The sequence below is a fragment of the Collinsella aerofaciens genome (genome assembly GCF_015554145.1).
GTDB classification, from domain to species: Bacteria; Actinomycetota; Coriobacteriia; order Coriobacteriales; family Coriobacteriaceae; genus Collinsella; species Collinsella aerofaciens_AA.
This window is the reverse complement of sequence record NZ_JADNHZ010000033.1, coordinates 1-17,205: the sequence shown is the minus strand read 5'-3', so window position 1 is coordinate 17,205 and position 17,205 is coordinate 1. Positions and strand designations below refer to the sequence as shown.

The 17,205-nt window shown below is 58.5% G+C and carries 16 protein-coding genes; 5 read left to right on the top strand and 11 right to left on the bottom strand.

The window, feature by feature from the left end:
- Positions 1-127 precede the first annotated feature (127 nt).
- Positions 128-367: a hypothetical protein gene (locus tag I2E13_RS10390; RefSeq protein WP_195405051.1), complete on the top strand. Its 240-nt coding sequence runs from the start codon at positions 128-130 to the stop codon at positions 365-367.
- A 6-nt stretch (positions 368-373) separates the two neighbouring features.
- Here the strand turns inward: I2E13_RS10390 and I2E13_RS10385 are convergent, their stop codons facing one another.
- The 11 genes from I2E13_RS10385 to ileS form a co-directional block, all read right to left on the bottom strand.
- The gene (locus tag I2E13_RS10385) at positions 374-1,786 is read right to left on the bottom strand and encodes an AI-2E family transporter (RefSeq protein WP_195405050.1); all 1,413 of its coding nucleotides are present in this window, start codon (positions 1,784-1,786) and stop codon (positions 374-376) included.
- A complete protein-coding gene (locus I2E13_RS10380; RefSeq protein ID WP_022094589.1) occupies positions 1,783-2,574 on the bottom strand; it encodes an RNA polymerase sigma factor SigF in 792 nt (263 codons plus the stop codon). Before I2E13_RS10380 ends, I2E13_RS10385 begins: the two co-directional genes overlap by 4 nt.
- A 1-nt stretch (position 2,575) precedes the next feature.
- A complete protein-coding gene (locus tag I2E13_RS10375) occupies positions 2,576-2,953 on the bottom strand; it encodes an ATP-binding protein (RefSeq protein ID WP_055251082.1) in 378 nt (125 codons plus the stop codon).
- Positions 2,946-3,539, bottom strand: coding sequence for a hypothetical protein (locus I2E13_RS10370; protein ID WP_195405049.1), 594 nt, complete (start codon positions 3,537-3,539; stop codon positions 2,946-2,948). Before I2E13_RS10370 ends, I2E13_RS10375 begins: the two co-directional genes overlap by 8 nt.
- A gap of 74 nt (positions 3,540-3,613) precedes the next feature.
- On the bottom strand, positions 3,614-4,963 hold the full coding sequence (locus I2E13_RS10365; protein ID WP_229057943.1) for a replication-associated recombination protein A: 1,350 nt from the start codon (positions 4,961-4,963) through the stop codon (positions 3,614-3,616).
- Positions 4,964-5,023: 60 nt separating this feature from the next.
- Positions 5,024-6,271 (bottom strand): deoxyguanosinetriphosphate triphosphohydrolase family protein, encoded by a 1,248-nt coding sequence (locus I2E13_RS10360; protein ID WP_195405048.1) that lies wholly within the window; start codon positions 6,269-6,271, stop codon positions 5,024-5,026.
- Between the two features lie 31 nt (positions 6,272-6,302).
- A complete protein-coding gene (locus I2E13_RS10355; RefSeq protein ID WP_195405047.1) occupies positions 6,303-6,725 on the bottom strand; it encodes a prepilin peptidase in 423 nt (140 codons plus the stop codon).
- Between the two features lie 81 nt (positions 6,726-6,806).
- The gene (locus tag I2E13_RS10350) at positions 6,807-8,102 is read right to left on the bottom strand and encodes a glycosyltransferase family 2 protein (protein ID WP_117564132.1); all 1,296 of its coding nucleotides are present in this window, start codon (positions 8,100-8,102) and stop codon (positions 6,807-6,809) included.
- An 82-nt stretch (positions 8,103-8,184) separates the two neighbouring features.
- Positions 8,185-9,198, bottom strand: coding sequence for an RluA family pseudouridine synthase (locus tag I2E13_RS10345; protein WP_195405046.1), 1,014 nt, complete (start codon positions 9,196-9,198; stop codon positions 8,185-8,187).
- Positions 9,198-9,779 carry a signal peptidase II gene (lspA, locus tag I2E13_RS10340; RefSeq protein WP_195405045.1) on the bottom strand — a complete coding sequence of 194 codons (582 nt, stop codon included), beginning with the start codon at positions 9,777-9,779 and terminating at the stop codon, positions 9,198-9,200. Before lspA ends, I2E13_RS10345 begins: the two co-directional genes overlap by 1 nt.
- A 238-nt stretch (positions 9,780-10,017) precedes the next feature.
- Entirely contained in the window at positions 10,018-12,795 is a 2,778-nt protein-coding gene (gene ileS / locus I2E13_RS10335) for an isoleucine--tRNA ligase (RefSeq protein ID WP_229057945.1), read from the bottom strand.
- 508 nt (positions 12,796-13,303) lie between these two features.
- Here ileS and I2E13_RS10330 point away from each other — a divergent pair.
- From I2E13_RS10330 to I2E13_RS10315, 4 genes are all read left to right on the top strand, one after another.
- Complete coding sequence (locus tag I2E13_RS10330) at positions 13,304-14,392, top strand: iron-containing alcohol dehydrogenase family protein (RefSeq protein WP_195405043.1); 1,089 nt, start codon at positions 13,304-13,306, stop codon at positions 14,390-14,392.
- Between the two features lie 74 nt (positions 14,393-14,466).
- On the top strand, positions 14,467-14,964 hold the full coding sequence (locus I2E13_RS10325; protein ID WP_195241160.1) for a helix-turn-helix domain-containing protein: 498 nt from the start codon (positions 14,467-14,469) through the stop codon (positions 14,962-14,964).
- Between the two features lie 20 nt (positions 14,965-14,984).
- A complete protein-coding gene (locus I2E13_RS10320; protein ID WP_271817648.1) occupies positions 14,985-15,836 on the top strand; it encodes an IS3 family transposase in 852 nt (283 codons plus the stop codon).
- Between the two features lie 452 nt (positions 15,837-16,288).
- A complete protein-coding gene (locus I2E13_RS10315) occupies positions 16,289-16,891 on the top strand; it encodes a Type 1 glutamine amidotransferase-like domain-containing protein (protein ID WP_195405042.1) in 603 nt (200 codons plus the stop codon).
- The last annotated feature ends 314 nt before the right edge of the window (positions 16,892-17,205 follow it).

The window sequence follows — 17,205 nt, the reverse complement described above, 5'->3', positions numbered from 1 at the left end:
AGCAAGAAGGCGGAGGGCTAGAGCAAGGCGGGGCCGAGGCCGCCTCGATCAATTTGCGAAAGAATCTTGACGGTACCAAAGGGCTGCTGTAGAATTACATATAAGAGTCACCCGGAAGGAGCGATCGATGAAAAGCAAACGATTTTTCCTCAATGTACTTCTGTTAGCGACACTTTTAACGCTTTTGGCTTTCACCTGCTGGTACGCAAACCAACCAGCATTTGGCTACGTGTTGTATGCAGTAATGTCCGGCGATAAGGCTTATTACACTCTACGCGCAATTGACATTCTCTTTTTCTATGTTGCCTGCCCCTTATCAATCGCTTTGCTCGCGTTTCTTGTCATTTTCAACTTCAAGAAACGTTAATAGGACCTATTTAGAATCCGAGTCGTCCATGGAGCCGTCGATGCCGGTTTTTGTATCGTCGTCCGTGTTGGAGTCATCGTCCTTGGCAAAGGGGTTCTTGAAGAAGCCCGTGGCATCGGGCTGCAGACCAGAGAGCTTAATCCAGGGATTATCGAGTTCGGGCTTGGGCATGGCCTTGGCCTCGGGCGCAGTCTCGTTACCGATGAGCTCGGACTCATAGATGAACGTATCGTCCCCAAGCGCGTCGTAGGCGGCGACCGGGTTGCCCTCGGCATCGCGATATGGCGTGCCCTTAAACACGGCGCCGTCATAGGCCACAAGTTGGCGGCCGGTCTCATTCTCGAAGTAGTACACGAAGATACCCTTGAGGGCCGCACACAGCGGGATGGCAATAATCATGCCGATGGGACCCATGAGTGCCGAGCCAATAACGAGCGCCGTGAGGCTCATGATGGGATGCACCTGCACCGAGCTCTGCATGACCTTAGGCGAAATCACGTTATCGGTGACGTTTTGCGCGACCATCGTCACGATGAGCGTCCACAACGCCAACATGGGGCTGAACATGAAACCGAGCACTGTGGCGATTGCCGCGCTCGCCCAAGGGCCGACGACCGGAACCAAATGCATGATGCCAGTAAAAATAGCCATGAGAGCCGCATACGGATGGCCGATAATCATAAAACCGATAAAAGCGAGGAAACCACCGCAGATGGACGTCACGACCATACCGCGCATGTAACCGCCGACAGAGCGAGAAAGGATAGCGACCATAAAGCGGTACGAGGTCTCCTTCTCCTGACCGATGATGGTGCAAATCTCGTGGTGCATGCGAGGGTAGTCGCAGGCCATCCAGTAGGCAAGCACCAGACCAAGGAAGATAACGAACAGCTGCGAGGCCGTATTGGTGATGAGTGGGAACACACCACGGCCAAGCTCGGCAGCGATCTGAGACACATACTTCGATGCCACGGTAACCAGCGACGAAAGATTATCGTCCAAATACTCCATGAGCGGCGTGTTGTTGAGCGTCTTGACATGCGAGACCATCTCGTTGAGGTCGCCACCCGCAACACGAAGCTGCTCGGGCAGGCGGCTCAGGACTTCCATGATCTGACCAAAGAGAATCGGCGACAAGATGCAAACGACACCGACGAGCACGGCAACAACAACAATAAGCGCGATAAGCGAACCGATGCCGCGATTCACGCCATGGTGCTCGAGCCAGTTGGTGATCGGGGACATCACAAAAGCAATGATGGAGCCGACGGCAAGAAACTCAATAACCGGTGCCAGGATGCCCATAAGGTTAAAGATGACGGCAGCGATGACAATGCAGCCGACAACAGCCCAAATGCGAAGCGTCAGAATGCGGGTATCGCGCAGCGTGCGGTCTGTTTGTTGGGGGTGCTCACTCATGAACGAATCATCACTCCGTCGGGGTCAATCTTATCCTGAATCTTCTTGAGGGTGCGGCGCAACAAGCGCGAGACCTGCACCTGCGAGATGCCCAGCTTCTTGGCGATCTCGATCTGGGTCATGCCCTTTACAAAGCGCAGCTCGATGACTTCGCGCTCGCGCGGCGAGAAATCGCGGATGGCCTCTTCAATGACCAGACGGTCATCGGTAAAGTCGAGCTCGTTGTCGTCGTCGGCGTAACGGTCAAGAATCGAGGGCGCATCGTCGGAATCGGACGCACCAGGAGCCTCAATGGGCACCGAGGTATAGGCCGAAGACGATTCCATAGCCTCCAGGACCTCGTCGACGGTCACGTCCAGGTACTCAGCGATTTCTTCGACCTTGGGCGAGCGCTGCAACTCGTTGGTAAGCTTGTCGGTAGCCTGGTTAACCTTGGCAGAAAGCTCCTGCAGGCGACGAGGCACGCGCACGCTCCAGCCCTTGTCACGGAAGTGACGCTTGATCTCGCCCAAGATGGTGGGCGTGGCAAACGTGGTGAACTCGAGTCCGCGCTCAGGGTCAAAGCGGTCGATTGCCTTGAGCAGGCCCAAATAGCCAACCTGCATCAGATCGTCGAGCGGCTCGCCGCGATTCTTAAATTTGTTGGCAAGGAACCTTACCAGGTTCATGTGGGACATGACGAGCTGCTCGCGGGCGTCCGGATCACCGGTCTCCTTGTAGCGACGAAACAGCTCGCGGGTTTTCTCCTTGTCCCAAGCGGTCTTGCCGCTCCGGGAACGTTCGGTCATATTAGATATCCGCCTTGAGATCGAGGGAAAGCGTCAGGGGCGCCGCAGTCTTTTCGTAGGAATCGCACACGCTCGCGAGGATGAGCTCGGCATACACCGCAGCCTGGTCGTTTTCATCAACCGTAGCCTGGTCTCCAAAGGTAATAGTCATGCCAACGTGAGTCTCATCGACATCGAATTTGATGGTGATGTCGTCGCAGTCGACCGCGGTGCACCCAAAGATGAAAGCCTCCTCGGCAGCCATGCGGATGTCCTCGATGCGATCGACAGACATGGAGCACAGGGCACCAACGTTAGCTGCCGTCATGCGCACAAGGCGAGCGAGACGCGGGTCGCCGGCAACGGTCAGCGTGATGGGGCAGGTTGCTTCGCTACTCATCGCAGGACTCCTCAGAGGACTCGGCGGGCGTATAGGTGTAATACTGAGCCGTCTTGGCTGCGGGCTTCTGAGCCGCATCCGCACCATCGGCGGCCTCGTCCTCGGCCTCACCGATCAGAACGCGCTCGATAGGCTGCTCGGCCTCGGCGGCGGCAGCGGCTAGCTTACGATCGGCATCGGCTGCAGGAGCCTTCACCTTATTGAAGAGCTTCTGTACGGCGCCGGCCGCAGAATCTGTCACGCTCGATACGGCATTACTGGCCTCGGCCATACTGCCCGTGACCTCGGAGATGTCGCGAACGACCGCCTCAACCTCAACGAGGTTGGACGTCAGGGCGTCAACGGCAGTCTTGCTCGACTTGAGGAGCGGCTCCATCTGGGTAAGTGCCGGCGTAAGCTCGTCAACAGCGCCATCAAGCTTTGCCACCACGGGCTGCGCCTCGGCAATCGTATTGTTGAGGTCAGTTACCGTCTTGTCGAGCGAGTCGACAACGGTGCGGGTTTTGCGCAGGGTGAGCGCAAGCTCAACGATAGCCCACACGCCGGCAACGGCGAGCAGCAGCAAGGCGATTTGAATGGGACTCATACAAGCCTCCCAAAGGAATCGAAATACAGACGTTGTTCATGGTACCCCAAAGGGGACAGAAGATTCCCAAAAGCTTACTTTGGCGCCCTGCCGCTACGGTCGCGCTCGCTTTGCTCCACACGCCATTCTTCCCAACCGCGGCCGGCAGGCTGCCAAAAGGCACCACGCTCCAGGCCTTCGGGCAAATAGCGCTGGTCGACCCAACCTTCGGGATAATCGTGTGGGTACTTGTATACACCGTACTCGTCGCTGCCGGGACGGTGACGATCGCGAAGATAACTGGGCACCTCGCGCAATCCGCTATTATGGATATCGGCCAGCGCCGCATCGATCGAAGCCTCGCACGCGTTGGATTTAGGCGCCAAGCACACATAGAGTGCAGCCTGAGCCAGGTTAATTCGGCACTCGGGATAGCCAATGACCTCGGCAGACTTAAACGCGGCTTGCGCCACCAAAAGTGCCTGCGGATCGGCATTGCCAACATCCTCAGAAGCCTGAATCATAATGCGGCGGGCGATAAACTTAGGATCCTCCCCCGCGTCGATCATGCGCGCGAGCCAATAGATCGTGGCATCGGGGTCGCTGCCGCGCATAGACTTAATAAACGCACTGATAATGTCATAGTGCATGTCACCGTTTTTGTCATACGAAAAACCGCGGCGCGGGTTGGCAATCTTCACGTCATCGACGGTGATGGGATAACGCTCCCCCGCCGCCGGCGCTGGCGTCCCTTCGGTATCGGGACGCGTGACGGCAATCTCGCTCGCCAGCTCGAGCGTCGTCAGGGCAGAGCGCGCATCACCCGCGGCCAGCGTGCAGATGGTCTTGACCGTATCCTCATCGGCCGAGAACTTACCTTTCAGACCATGCGGAGCCTCGAGCGCACGCTCGATCAGCGTGGCAATGTCCCCGTCCTTAAGGTGTTCGAGTTCCACAACACGACCACGCGAGAGCAATGCCGAGTTGACCTCGAAGTACGGATTCTCCGTCGTAGCGCCAATCATAATGACGGTACGGTTCTCAACTGCATGCAGCAGGGCATCCTGCTGCGACTTAGAGAAGCGGTGAATCTCATCGATGAATAGAATGGTGCGGCGGTCGTACGTATTCAGGCGCGTCTTGGCCTCGTCAATCACGCGGCGCAAGTCCTTTACGGTGCCCGTCACGGCGCTGACCTCGACAAACTCGCTCTTGGTATGGTTGGCGATAATGTGGGCCAGCGTCGTCTTGCCCGTACCGGCCGGCCCGTACAGAATCACGCTCGAAAGCACGTCGTGCTCGATCGCGGCACGCAACCATGAGCCCTTACCGACGGCCTTTTGCTGGCCCACATACTCATCGAGCGAATTGGGGCGCATGCGAACCGCAAGCGGCGCATTCTGAAAGAAACGCTCGCGCGTCGAAACAGAAAAAAGGTCGTCCATAGCCATCCCGTGCATCATTCAAAAACGTTTTCCACTAACAGTATACCGAATTTATACGAACTACCGTTCGTTAATATAGGTACGGTGCGGAAACTTTAGACCCGGGAACAGCTTGCTCGTCAGCTCGCAGAAATAACCGTCCGTCATGCTCGCGATATAATCCACCACGGCTTGGTCCTTGTCGTCCTGCCAGACATAGGCGCGATCGTAGTAGGAAAGCTGCTGCCCAATGCGCGAAATATGGTGCTTAAAGATGTAAGAGGACTCGTCGCCACTGTTTAGATCCCACAGGCAACGGTCGTAGAGCTTTACGAACGCCTCGCGCAGCTCCGCCTCGGAATCGCCTTCGATACCGCCCTTGCTATAGATCTTCTCGTAGTTCTCGTGCTTGGCTCGGCGAATTTCCTCAAACAGGTCCTCGCTCATCTCGATACGCGGCTTACCATAGCTGTGCTCAACGATATCGATGGAGGCATGCGTTAGGATCCAACTGTTGTAGGCGCCGCCCCGGCCATCATCAAAAGCGTCGGGCGAAAGCAGGCCCGCCGCGATCGCATCCTGACGGTCACGACCGACGTAGGCAAGAATATCCGAGATGCGAACGACGCAGCCCTCGAGCGTCATGGGACGCAGGTGCCCAATGGCGCCATAGCCCGTGGCGATGCAGTCCTCGACCGCCTGATCGAACTGGTCAAAGGAGCCCATATCCGACAATTCAAACACGCGCTGCTCGTACTCGCCGTTATGGCACAGCACGCCGTCGAGCGTCTGGAGCGACACGTTGCGGCCGTACAGCGCGTCGAGCACGCGGACGGACTGCACGTTATGGAAAAAATAACGACCCGTACGCTCGTGATAGATATCGTTGAGGAAACGCTCGCCGGCATGGCCAAAGGGCGTGTGGCCCAAATCGTGGCCCAGGCCAATCGCCTCGATCAAATCGCAGTTGAGGCCCAGGGCACGGCCGATATCGCGGGCAATGCGCGAGACGAGCTGCACATGAAGGCCGCGCCGCGACAGGTCGTCGTTGCTGCGAAAGCTAAAGACCTGCGTTTTGCCTGCATAACGCGTGTACGCAGGAAGATGAAGAATCTTTTCGGTATCGCGCATAAACGCCGGACGCATAAGCGTGCCTTTGTCGGCAGCGCGATCTATACGACGAATGACCTGGTCGTCGCAGCATCGATAAGGATTAACGACACCCGAGGCGCGGTCGGCGGCGATACGCTCGACCAGCTCGGGCGACAACGCCGCGGGAATGCGGTCCATGCGCGCCTTAATGACGGCCGTTTCTTGATTAGTTGCCATGACATGCTCCTTAAAAAGGATGCGCAATCGGTTACAATGTCCAGCCCACGACCTCGATTATGGCAAATATCGGCACCAAAAACGGGAGCAATGGCAGGGAGCGCGATTTTGTGAAGAGGCAGGAGAGGGCCAGGACCAGGAGCGCAACGGCAAATGCCACGATGCCGCCCAGAGGGTCGAGCGTGCAAAGCGCGAAAAGCGCCTTGGCATCCCCCATGCCGATGCCGGGGGCTTGGCGGAAACTCCGCCAAAGCGACTCGGTCAGCACAAGGGAAAGGTACACGATAACGGCAGGACCGGCGTGGTCAAGCGCCGTGTTCAAGCCCCTGTCCAGCCAAACGCCTGCAAACGCCGCCACGGCGCATGCGGCGGCAAGCGCGTTGGGAAACCGCCGTTCACGGACATCAATCACCGCACCGGCAAAGGCGCAGATCCAAAAGGGAATATAGACCATTGAACACCTCCCGTGGCAGTCACTCAAAAGCAAAAACCACCACAAAGGTGCCTGTCCCCTTCGTGGTGGTTTTGGTGGTGGTTATTTGGCGCCTTGCATGACCTCGTCGAGGGTAACGTTGACGGCGTGTTGCGTCGGGACCCAGTCGACCTTTAGGAACAGTGCAGCCACCGTGATGGGGATATAGCTGAACATAAAGATCGGGAAGGTAAACAGGTTGGTCACCAGACGCCACTTTTGCGCACAATGAATGTGCTTGTACTCGAAGATAGTCGTGAGCAGCGCCAGGATAAAGAAGGTCTGATACATCATGACGAAGGTCATGATGAGCGAAGCGGCACACGCCTGCATCTCGACCTCGGTGGCCAAGAAGCCATGCGAAAGTCCGCCAACGATGAGGAAGGTCGCGTTGGCGAGCATGGAGATCAGGGACAGCAGCATGCCCGGAGCGATGGTCATAAACATGTCATATGCGGCAAAGCGATGATAGCGGAACGTCGATTTGACCAGATGCTTACCGTAGGTAAAGAACACCTGGTAGAAGCCCTTGGTCCAGCGCATACGCTGCTTCCAGGACGCCTTAAAAGTCACGGGTTGCTCGTCAAAAAACTCCGCCGGCGCATAGCCAATGCGAATGCCGTGAATGGCGCAGAACGTGGTGAACTGAATATCCTCGGTCAGCGTGTGGAACTGCCAGCCGTGCATACCCTCGATAACACTGGCGGAGATGAGGTAGCCCGAACCCGAGACGGCACAGGACGTCTTGCAGATATTACGCGCGTTGTTAAGGAAACGCGCCTCGCGCAGGTACCAAGTGGCGTTGGCTGCCGAGATCCACGAGCTTCCGAAGTTCTTTGAGTTACGATAGCTCGTGACCACATGGAAGCCCTGGTCAAAGGCATCATTCATCTTGGACACGTAATCGCGGGCGATAACGTTGTCGGCATCGAAGATAAAGTAGCCCTCAAAGGTATCGGGATACTCGTTAAGAATGCGGTCGAAACCAAAGTCCATGACCCAGCTCTTGCCTTTACGGGCCAGGTCGTTTCGCTCGTACACGACAGCGCCCGCCTCGCGCGCGAGCTGCGCAGTGTTATCGGTGCAGGCATCGGCGACCACGAAGACCTCGATGAGCTCGGACGGATAATCCTGGTCCTTGATGGAGCGAACGAGGTTGGCGATAACGGCCTCCTCGTTGTGTGCTGCAATAAAGAAGGCATACCGGTGGAGCTTTTTGGCCTTGGGAGGCGCGACCTCGCCGCGGAGAGCGCCGATGACAAAGAAGACCACCTGGTACAAGAAGCAGACCGTGAGCAGCGTGACGACAATCTGGTTGAAGATCACGATGGGTGTGTTGGTTTGTAAAAAGGCGAGCATGCAGGCTCCCAGGAACGTGTTACGTAAACAACCGTATATCTTACCGCAGGCTTACCGAGTTCAAGAAACCACCTAATACTGGCTAGGCTTCGAGCAGGCCGAGCTGCGGTACGATTTCGTCGCCGGCAGCAGTGCGACCAAGCGAACGCGGGGCTAAGTCGTCGAGGACGGCGGCGAGATCCCACGGCAGCTCGTCGCGGCACTCAATGCGCTCTCCCGTCACGGGATGATCGAACGCCACGCGCCAGGAATGGAGGAATTGCCTGGTCAGACCCTGATCGGCACGCGCATCGCACTTACCGTAGAGCGGATCGCCCACGCAGGCGTGGTTGATATGGCGCATGTGCACGCGAATCTGATGCGTGCGACCGGTAAACAGGTGACACTCAACGAGTGTGTAGCCGTCATCAAAGCGCGTGGAATCAAAGCGCTCAAGGACCTTAAAGGTCGTGATGGCCTGGCGCGCAAAAGGATCATCGGAAACCGCCATCTTGACACGGTCACGTGTAGAACGGGCAATGCCGGTGTTAATGGTGCCCTCATCCATGGCGATATGACCGTGAACGAGCGTAATGTAGCGGCGGTCGAGCGTGCGCGTACGGATAAGATTTTGGAGCGCGCGCTGGGTGTCGTCGTCCTTTGCCGCAAGCATAAGACCCGAGGTATCGCGATCCAAACGATGTACGATACCGGGGCGGTCCTCGCCCTGCACGGTGCCCAGATGGTCGATACCGCAGTGATAGACCAGGGCATTCGCGAGCGTACCGTTCTCATGACCATGCGCAGGATGGCACACCAGGCCGCGCTGCTTGGAGAGCACGATGAGATAGTCGTCCTCGTAGCGGATATCGAGCGGGATGGCCTCGGGAATCACATCGGTGGGATCGTGCGGCTCGGGCAGGTCGACCGAAATGCGATCGCCGGCGCGCACGGCGTACTTTTTGGACAGGCAGGTCTCGCCATTGACTACTACGGCGCCCCCCTCGATCAGATGCGCGCAGGCAGAGCGCGTGGGGCAGCCGTCGTTGGCGCCCAGATAGGCGTCGAGACGCTGGCCAGCGGAATCGTCGGCAACAAGAATATGGATGTCGGCCATTAACGCTCATTCCTTTCGCGAATCTTGCGGGCACGCTCCCCACGTTGTTTAGCCTTGCGCTTGGCGCGGGCCTCATCACGGGCGTTAAGCTCGGCGGTCGCATCGACCTCACGGGCCGCGGGGCTCAAGAACATGTAACCGAAGAGGGCGAGCACGACACCCACGGTAATGCCGATATCGGCCACATTGAATACAGGGAAGTCGATGAAGGTGGTGGCAATAAAATCGGTCACGAAACCAAAGGCCAAACGATCGATAGCATTGCCGATAGCACCGCCCGCAACCATCGCCATGCCCACAACCTCAAGATGGGCGAGCTGGGGTGCACGAACGAGGTACACGGCAATAGCGATAATGACCGCCAACGCCAGCACGGCAAACGCGATGCCATGCCCCTCGCCCATGCTAAAGGCAGCACCGATATTGCGGACAAACATAAAGTCGAAAACACCGGGGATGACGGTCACATGCAAGGCGTCGCCCACGGCACGAACCGCAAGCTTGGTCAGCTGGTCAACAAGCAGCACAACCAGCGCCACCCCACCAGCAACACCCAACCGCCAACGCAAAGGCGGCGTCATATCCGCACCACGACCCAAAGAAATCCCCTACCCTCAGATAATCAAATTCCATTTAACGCAGATAACCATCTTATATTGCCACACGCAGAGCGCACGACACATTCGCTAACGTCAGATAAATAACCAGCATAAAAGAAAGCGGCATTCCGGATAACGGAATGTCGCTTTTCTTCAGCGGAGCAAATGGGCCGAAGGCGCCTAAATTCTCCCTATAACTAAAATGCCGAGTTACCGTGCCTTAAAGGGCATTCGCGCAGCGCTTGCAAATGTGAGCGTGGCCGTTGTACTCGCCGACGGTGGTGCGGTAGTTCCAGCAACGGTCGCAGCACTCGCCCTCGGCTGCATCGATGGCAACAGAAAGCTCCTCGCCCTGGGTAAGCTCAACATCGGAGACGATGTAGAACTCGGCCAGGTCGACGGCCTTGTCGCCGGTCAGCAGCGCATACATTTCGGCAGGAACGACCGCCTTGACGCGGACCTGCTGGCTCTTGGTGAAGGTGCCGGCGGAGCGGGCATCCTCGAGGGCCTTGGTCACGGCGCTACGGAGCTCGAGCGAAGCCTCGAGCACGCCCTCAAACTCGTTGGCCTCGTCGACCGTGATGGGCGACTTGTACCAATCGAGCAGCGCGGCGTACTTCTGGTGATCGACGCAGCCGGCAGGCGCATAGGCCATGGCCTCGTCAACGGTGTAGGACAGAATCGGCTGCAGATCGCGCATGAGCATCGAGAAGAGCTCAGCGAGCACGGTCTGGGCGCTGCGGCGCTCGAGCGAACCGGGCTTGTCGCAGTACAGACGATCCTTCAGGGCGTCGAGGTACACGTTGGAAAGCTCGGTAACCACGAAGTCGTAAAGCGCACGGTAAGCGCGCGGGAACTCGTAGCAAGAGTAAGCGTCATCGACCTCGGCCTGGACCTGGGTCAGACGGGCAACCATGAGCTTGTCGAGCGGCAGCAGGTCGGCAAAGGCGACGCCGTCGGTTTCGGGCTCAAACTGACCCTCGAGCTCGGAGAGCAGGAAGCGCAGCGTGTTGCGGAAACGACGGTAGGCATCGGACGTACGGGCAAGGATCTCGTGGTCGATGGACACGTCGGAGCTGGTATCGACGGAGGCGACCCACAGGCGGATGATGTCGGCGCCCATCTCGTCGCAGACCTTGTTGGGGTCGATGACGTTGCCGAGCGACTTGGACATCTTACGGCCCTGGCCGTCGAGGGTGAAGCCCTGCGAGACGACCGCCTTGTACGGAGCGTGGCCGTTGGCGCCCACCGAGGTGAGCAGCGAGCTCTGGAACCAACCGCGGTGCTGGTCGGAGCCCTCGAGGTACACATCCGCCGGATACTCCAGCTCGGGACGGTACTCGCAGACGGCCTTCCAGGAGACGCCGGAATCCCACCACACGTCGAGGATGTCCTTATCGGCCTTGAGGTGATGGCCACCGCACTTGGGGCAGACGCAGGCCTCGCCAAGATAGCTCTCGGGAGCGTCGGTGAACCAGGCGTCGGAGCCCTTCTCGTGGAAGAGCTTGATGACGGCGTCGAGCGTGGCGTCGTTCATGACCTTCTCGCCGCAGCCGGCGCAGGTGTAGCTGGGGATAGGCACGCCCCAGTTGCGCTGGCGGCTGATGCACCAGTCGGGACGCTGCTCGACCATGGCACCGATGCGGTTGGCCGCGTGGGCCGGATACCACTTGACGTTCTCACGGACCTCCTTGCCGGCCTGCTCGCGCAAACCGGTCTTGTCCATCGAGACAAACCACTGGTCGGTAGCACGGAAGAGCACCGGGTGCTTGCAGCGCCAGCAGTGCGGATAGCTGTGCGTGATCTTCTTCTCGAGGACCAGGGTGCCGCGCTCGCGCAGGAACTCGATGATGTGCGGATTGGCCTCGTCAGTATCCATGCCGCTGAAGGGACCGCCGGTGCCAAACTCCTCACCGGTGTAGAACTTGCCGTCGTCATCGACCGGCATGCAGATGTCGGTGATGCCCTCCTTGAGGCAGGCGAAGTAGTCGTCGACGCCGTGGCCGGGCGAGTTGTGGACGATACCGGTACCGTCATCGACACCGACGTAATCGGCCAGCAGCGCCACGCCCTCAACGCCGTCAAAGATCGGCTGCTTGTAGTGGATGTGGTGGAAGGTCTCGGCGGGAACCACATAGGGCTTGCCGTCGACCATGATCGGGGTGTACTCCCAGCCAAACTCCTCGCAGCACTTGGGAGCCAGGTCCTCGAGCATGACCTCGGCACGACCGTCGTGCTCAACGGCGACGTAGGCGGCGCCGGGCTTGAGAGAAACGGCCTGGTCGGAGGGAATGGTCCACGGCGTGGTCGTCCAGATGATAAAGTCGACCGGGCCGTCGAAGTCCTCGAGGCCGGCGGGCTTGGAGGTCATCTCAAAGCGAACGAAGATGGAGGGGCTCGTCTCGTCGGAGTACTCAATCTCGGCCTCGGCGAGCGCGGTGTGGCAGTGCTTGCACCAGTGAACCGGCTTGTGGCCGCGATAGATCATGCCCTTATCGAACATGGCCTTGAAGACCTCGATATCGGCGGCGTCATGCTGGTGATAGAGCGTCAGATAGGGGTTGTCCCAGTCGCCGAGCACGCCCAGGCGACGGAAGCCGGCCTTCTGCAGCTCGATGTTCTCGACAGCGAACTTGTTGCAGAGCTCGCGGATCTTAGCCGTGGAGGTCTGGTTGAACTTCTCGGTGCCGAGCTTCTCCTCGACCTTGTGCTCAATCGGCTGACCGTGGCAGTCCCAACCGGGGACATAGGGAACCTCATAGCCCTGCATCATCCAGTAACGGTTGATCATGTCCTTGGAGATCTTGTTCATGGCGTGGCCGATGTGGATCGGGCCGTTGGCGTACGGAGGGCCGTCGTGCAGCACGAACTTCTTGTGACCCTCGTTCTTCTTCAGAACCTGCTCGTAGACCTTGTTGTCCTGCCAGTCCTTGAGTCGCTTGGGCTCGGACTTGGAAAGACCGGCACGCATGGGAAAACCGGTCTTGGGCAGATTCATCGTCTGCTTGTACTCGTTTGCCACGGTACCCCTTTCTTGTCATGGGCGCGCACGCCCTCTGGGCACCAAAAAGCGCCCGTCCCTACAAGCTGGGACGAAGCGCCACAAACGGGCTGCACGCCCGCAAAAGCTCTTCGCTTAACCACCCAGCTTAGATGCCCTCGCCCGCGTATTCGCGCGCTCGCATCCGTTACTCGGCTGGTCTGTATCGACGACCATCTCGGCGATGTCTACTAAGACGAACCTACGCGGCACGTCCGTTGGGACCGCAGCTCCGGGGTGATTTTCATCGGTCGCATGCACGGGTTCTCAGCGCTCCCCGCTCTCTGTAGCATGCGGACGGCCGACTACTCGTCCCCATCAACGCTTATGCGGAGTATGCTAGCACGTTCCACACCGGCGAAAAACCCTCAACACTGGTTTTATACGTTCGAAATTTCTTGCGGCCGTGGACCTTCTCTTGGAGCAAAATACCTGTAAGCACTTTATCGAACGAAAGAAGATTGCTATGCGCACGATCGGAATGAGCGACTATACCGTTGGCGAAGACTGCTTTGACGAGCTGCACGGCGCGTTGGCCGAGTACGGAGCAACCAAGGTCGCCATCATTGGTGGTAAACGAGCACTGGCCGCAGCACTTCCCGGTATCGAAGCTGCGCTGGCAGGTACCGACGTCGAGATTCTGGAGACGCGCGTCTACGGCACCAACAGTACGCGCGCAAATATCGCCAAGGTCGTAAACTCCCCTGCCTGCCAGGAAGCCGACGTGCTTATCGCATGCGGCGGCGGCAAGGCGCTCGACACCGTGAAGACCGCAGCTATCGAGCTCAAGAAGATTGTCTTTACGGTACCGACGATCTGTTCCAACTGCTCCGCCGCGACCGCCATTGCCGTCGTCTACAACGACGACGGCTCGCTCGAGGGCTATTCGTACCCCAACCGCCCCGCGCACATCTTCATCAACCCCAAGATCATCGCCAAGGCACCGGCAGAGTACTTCTGGGCCGGCGTGGGCGATGCCCTGTCCAAGCAGCCCGAGGTCGAGTACGCCACGAGCGCCGGCAACTTGGAGCACACGGCCGGCCTTGGCCTGGCACTCGCGCACACCTGTTCCGAGCCGCTGTTTACCTATGGCGTCCAGGGTCTTGAGGACGTGCGCCAGGACCAGTCGACCGAAGCCGTCAAGCAGATCGCGCTCGACATCGTGGTCAACACGGGCTATGTCTCGAACCTGACCAACCAAAACGATTACTACTACAACTCGAGCGTGGCGCACGCGTTCTACAACGCTTCCTGCAGCATTCCTCGCCCAGGCTCCTACCTGCACGGTGAGGTCGTGAGCCTGGGCGTGCTGGTGCTGTTCGCCTACACGGGCGACACCGAGAACCTTAAGCGCTACGCCGCTTTCAACAAGCAGATGGGCCTGCCCGTGACGCTTGAGCAGGTCGGGCTTTCCGAGTCCGATATCCCCGCCCTGTGCGAGTATGCGCACGCCACCAACGAGTGGAAGCAGGGAAACCCCGAGCCCTTCACCGACGAAAAGTTCGCCACCGCCATCAAGGCTGCCAACACCTACGGCCACACGCTCCTCGCCTAACCTACCAAAACCACCACAAAGGGGACAGTGAACTGCCTCCCATTTCTTGGACATCGGGAAATGGGAGGTTTTCCATGAGTATAGACCTCAGGGTGAAGCACGACCTGGAGTCCAGGAGGCGGGCCGTCGAGCTCTTCGACGCCGGCGTCGGCTGCAAGCCGGCGGCCGAGGCCCTGTCCGTCCCCCGCGAGACCGTGAGAGAATGGCAGTGGGTATACCGGGCGTTCGGAAGCGAGGCGCTGCTGTCCATGGGCGGGAAACAATCCAGGTACACATTCGAGCAGAGGGTCGCCGCGGCGTCGGCCGTGGTCGACGGCGGGATGGCGAAGGCCGACGCCATGGCCGAGTTCGGGATCAGGTCGAAGTCCCCGCTTGAGCGCTGGTGCAGGCTCTACCGCGAGGGCGGCGCCGAGGCGCTGCGGCCCCGCCCGAAGGGCAGGCCGAGGGGGTCGAGGTCGAAACCCCGGGCCCGCACCCGCGAGCAGGAGCTCGAGGAGCGCTGCCGCAGGCTCGAGGCCGAGGTCGCCTACCTAAAAAAATTGCGCGCCCTGGTCGAGCGGGACGGGCTCTGACCAGGGCGGCGGCCGAGGCGGTGGGGGCGCTGAGGGCGGAGGGGCACTCCCTGCGCCACCTGCTGGAGTGCTCGGGGCTCAGGAGGTCGACCTACTACTACGCGCTGGCGCACCCGCGGAGGCCGACCAGGCCCGAGCTGCGCGACGCCGCGGCCGAGATATTCTCGCGCACCGCCAACGGCTGCGGGCACCGGCAGGTAGCCATGTGCCTGCGCGCCGAGCTGGGCGCGGTCGTGGCCGACAAGACCGTGCTCAAGATGATGCGCGAGATGGGCATCCGGTGCGGGATACGCCGCCGGGGCTCCCGCCGCCGGTACAGCTCCTACAGGGGGCTCGTGGGGAGCACGTTCGAGAACGTCATCGCGAGGGACTTCGGCGCCGAGGGGCCGTGGCAGAAGCTCGGCACCGACGTCACCGAGTTCAAGGTCGCCGGCGCCAAGGCCTACTGGGCCCCGGTGCTCGACTTCTGCACGAAGGAGATCGTGGCGAGCGACATATCGACCTCGCCGGACCTCGCCCAGCAGCACAGGATGCTCGACCGGCTCCTCGAGGCCCTGCCCGACGGGGCGGCGCCGACCATGCACTCGGACATGGGCTGGCAGTACCAGCACGAGTCCTACACCTCCAGGCTGGAGGGGGCGGGCATCACCCAGAGCATGTCGCGCAAGGGGAACTGCATCGACAACGCCGCCACCGAGCAGCTCTTCGGCCATGTGAAGGACGAGTTTTACCGCGGCAGGGAGTGGGGCAGCTTCGGGGACTTCAAGCGCGACCTGGAGGGGTACATAGTCCATTGGAACACGCGGCGCAGGCAGGTAAGATTGAAGGGCCTGACGCCGGAGGAGTTCCGGAACCGGGCCCTTGCGGCGTAGTCGCTATTTATTCAGTCCAAGTTTCGGGGCGCAGTTCACAGGCACCTTTCTGGTGGTTTTATATTGCTCCAGCATTCAGTTCGTACTCGGAACGGTAAACAGAAACGAACAGAGGCAGGGTATCATCGTGGTGATGGTATCCTGCCTTTTGTTTTGCGGGATCAAGGTCGCTTTATGCGAACTTGATCGCCACTTATATGGCGCATTGATGGCAATTGCTTCGTACGTGCATACCGGGAGCCTGTACACCTCTGGCAAGGCGTAACGCACTAGACTTTGTTCCAAAGTCCGTGTGCTAAGGGGGCAGGCCCCTTAGAATTCCTGTGGAGTGTGTACGCACGTACGCAGGAAAACGGCAAAATTTCGCTATATCAGGGCGTTCTTTCATTGGAGAGTATGGTATACACGGCTTAGTTCAACAAATAAGAATTTATATATAAAGGAGAATATTGATGAAACTGTTTTTATGTTCTCACTTTTCAAGTGTAGGAAGTCTGATAAAGGAAGAAATTGAAAATAAAAAAGTCGCATTTATTCCAACAGCTTCGCTGCGTGAAGGCTACACCGGTTATGTCGGCTCGGCTCGAAAATTATTCAAAAAGTTGGGAGCAATCGTAACTGAAATTGATATTTCAACGGAGGCTTATTCAACGATACAGTCTCTTTTTGAAGATGCGGATGTGATCTATTTTACCGGCGGAAATTCTTTTTTCCTTATAGACCAGCTCCGTAAAACGGGAACGGATGAGCTGTTGAAGAAAGAATTGGCAAAGGGAAAACTGATGATTGGTGAATCGGCAGGTGCGATTGTATGCGCTCCAAGCATCCAATATATCGAGCAAATGGATGAAAAGCCGGAGGACTACTCACAAGAAGATGATTCAGGGCTTAATTTGATTGATTTCTATGCTCTTCCGCATTATCTTACAGCACCATTTAAGAAAGTTACCGAGAAAATAATGACTGAGTTTTCGGATTTGAATCTATGCCCAATTAACAACCTTCAGGGAATTGTAATTGATGGTGAAGGTTCAAAGGTAATTTGCAAAGACTAATTTGAATATTTCAGTTTGCTGTACTCATTCCTAGCAGGGTTTGGGGCAGGCACGCCCCAACAAGAAGCTGTCCCAAAGGGGCAAGAATGGGGACTGCGGACGATTTCTTGAACCGTTACGCGGCCCTTCCCAGCGCGGAGCGGAACTCGGCCGGCGTGCGGCCACCGAGCGCATCGCTGCGCCTCTCCGTATTGTATCGACCGATCCAGCCCCCGAGCTCCTCGATGAAGCTGGCGGGATCGCGTCGAAAATGTTGGTGTAAGGGTGACGCCCTAGCGCCCGTTTAACGAAGAACGGCCTTCGTCCTAGAATCT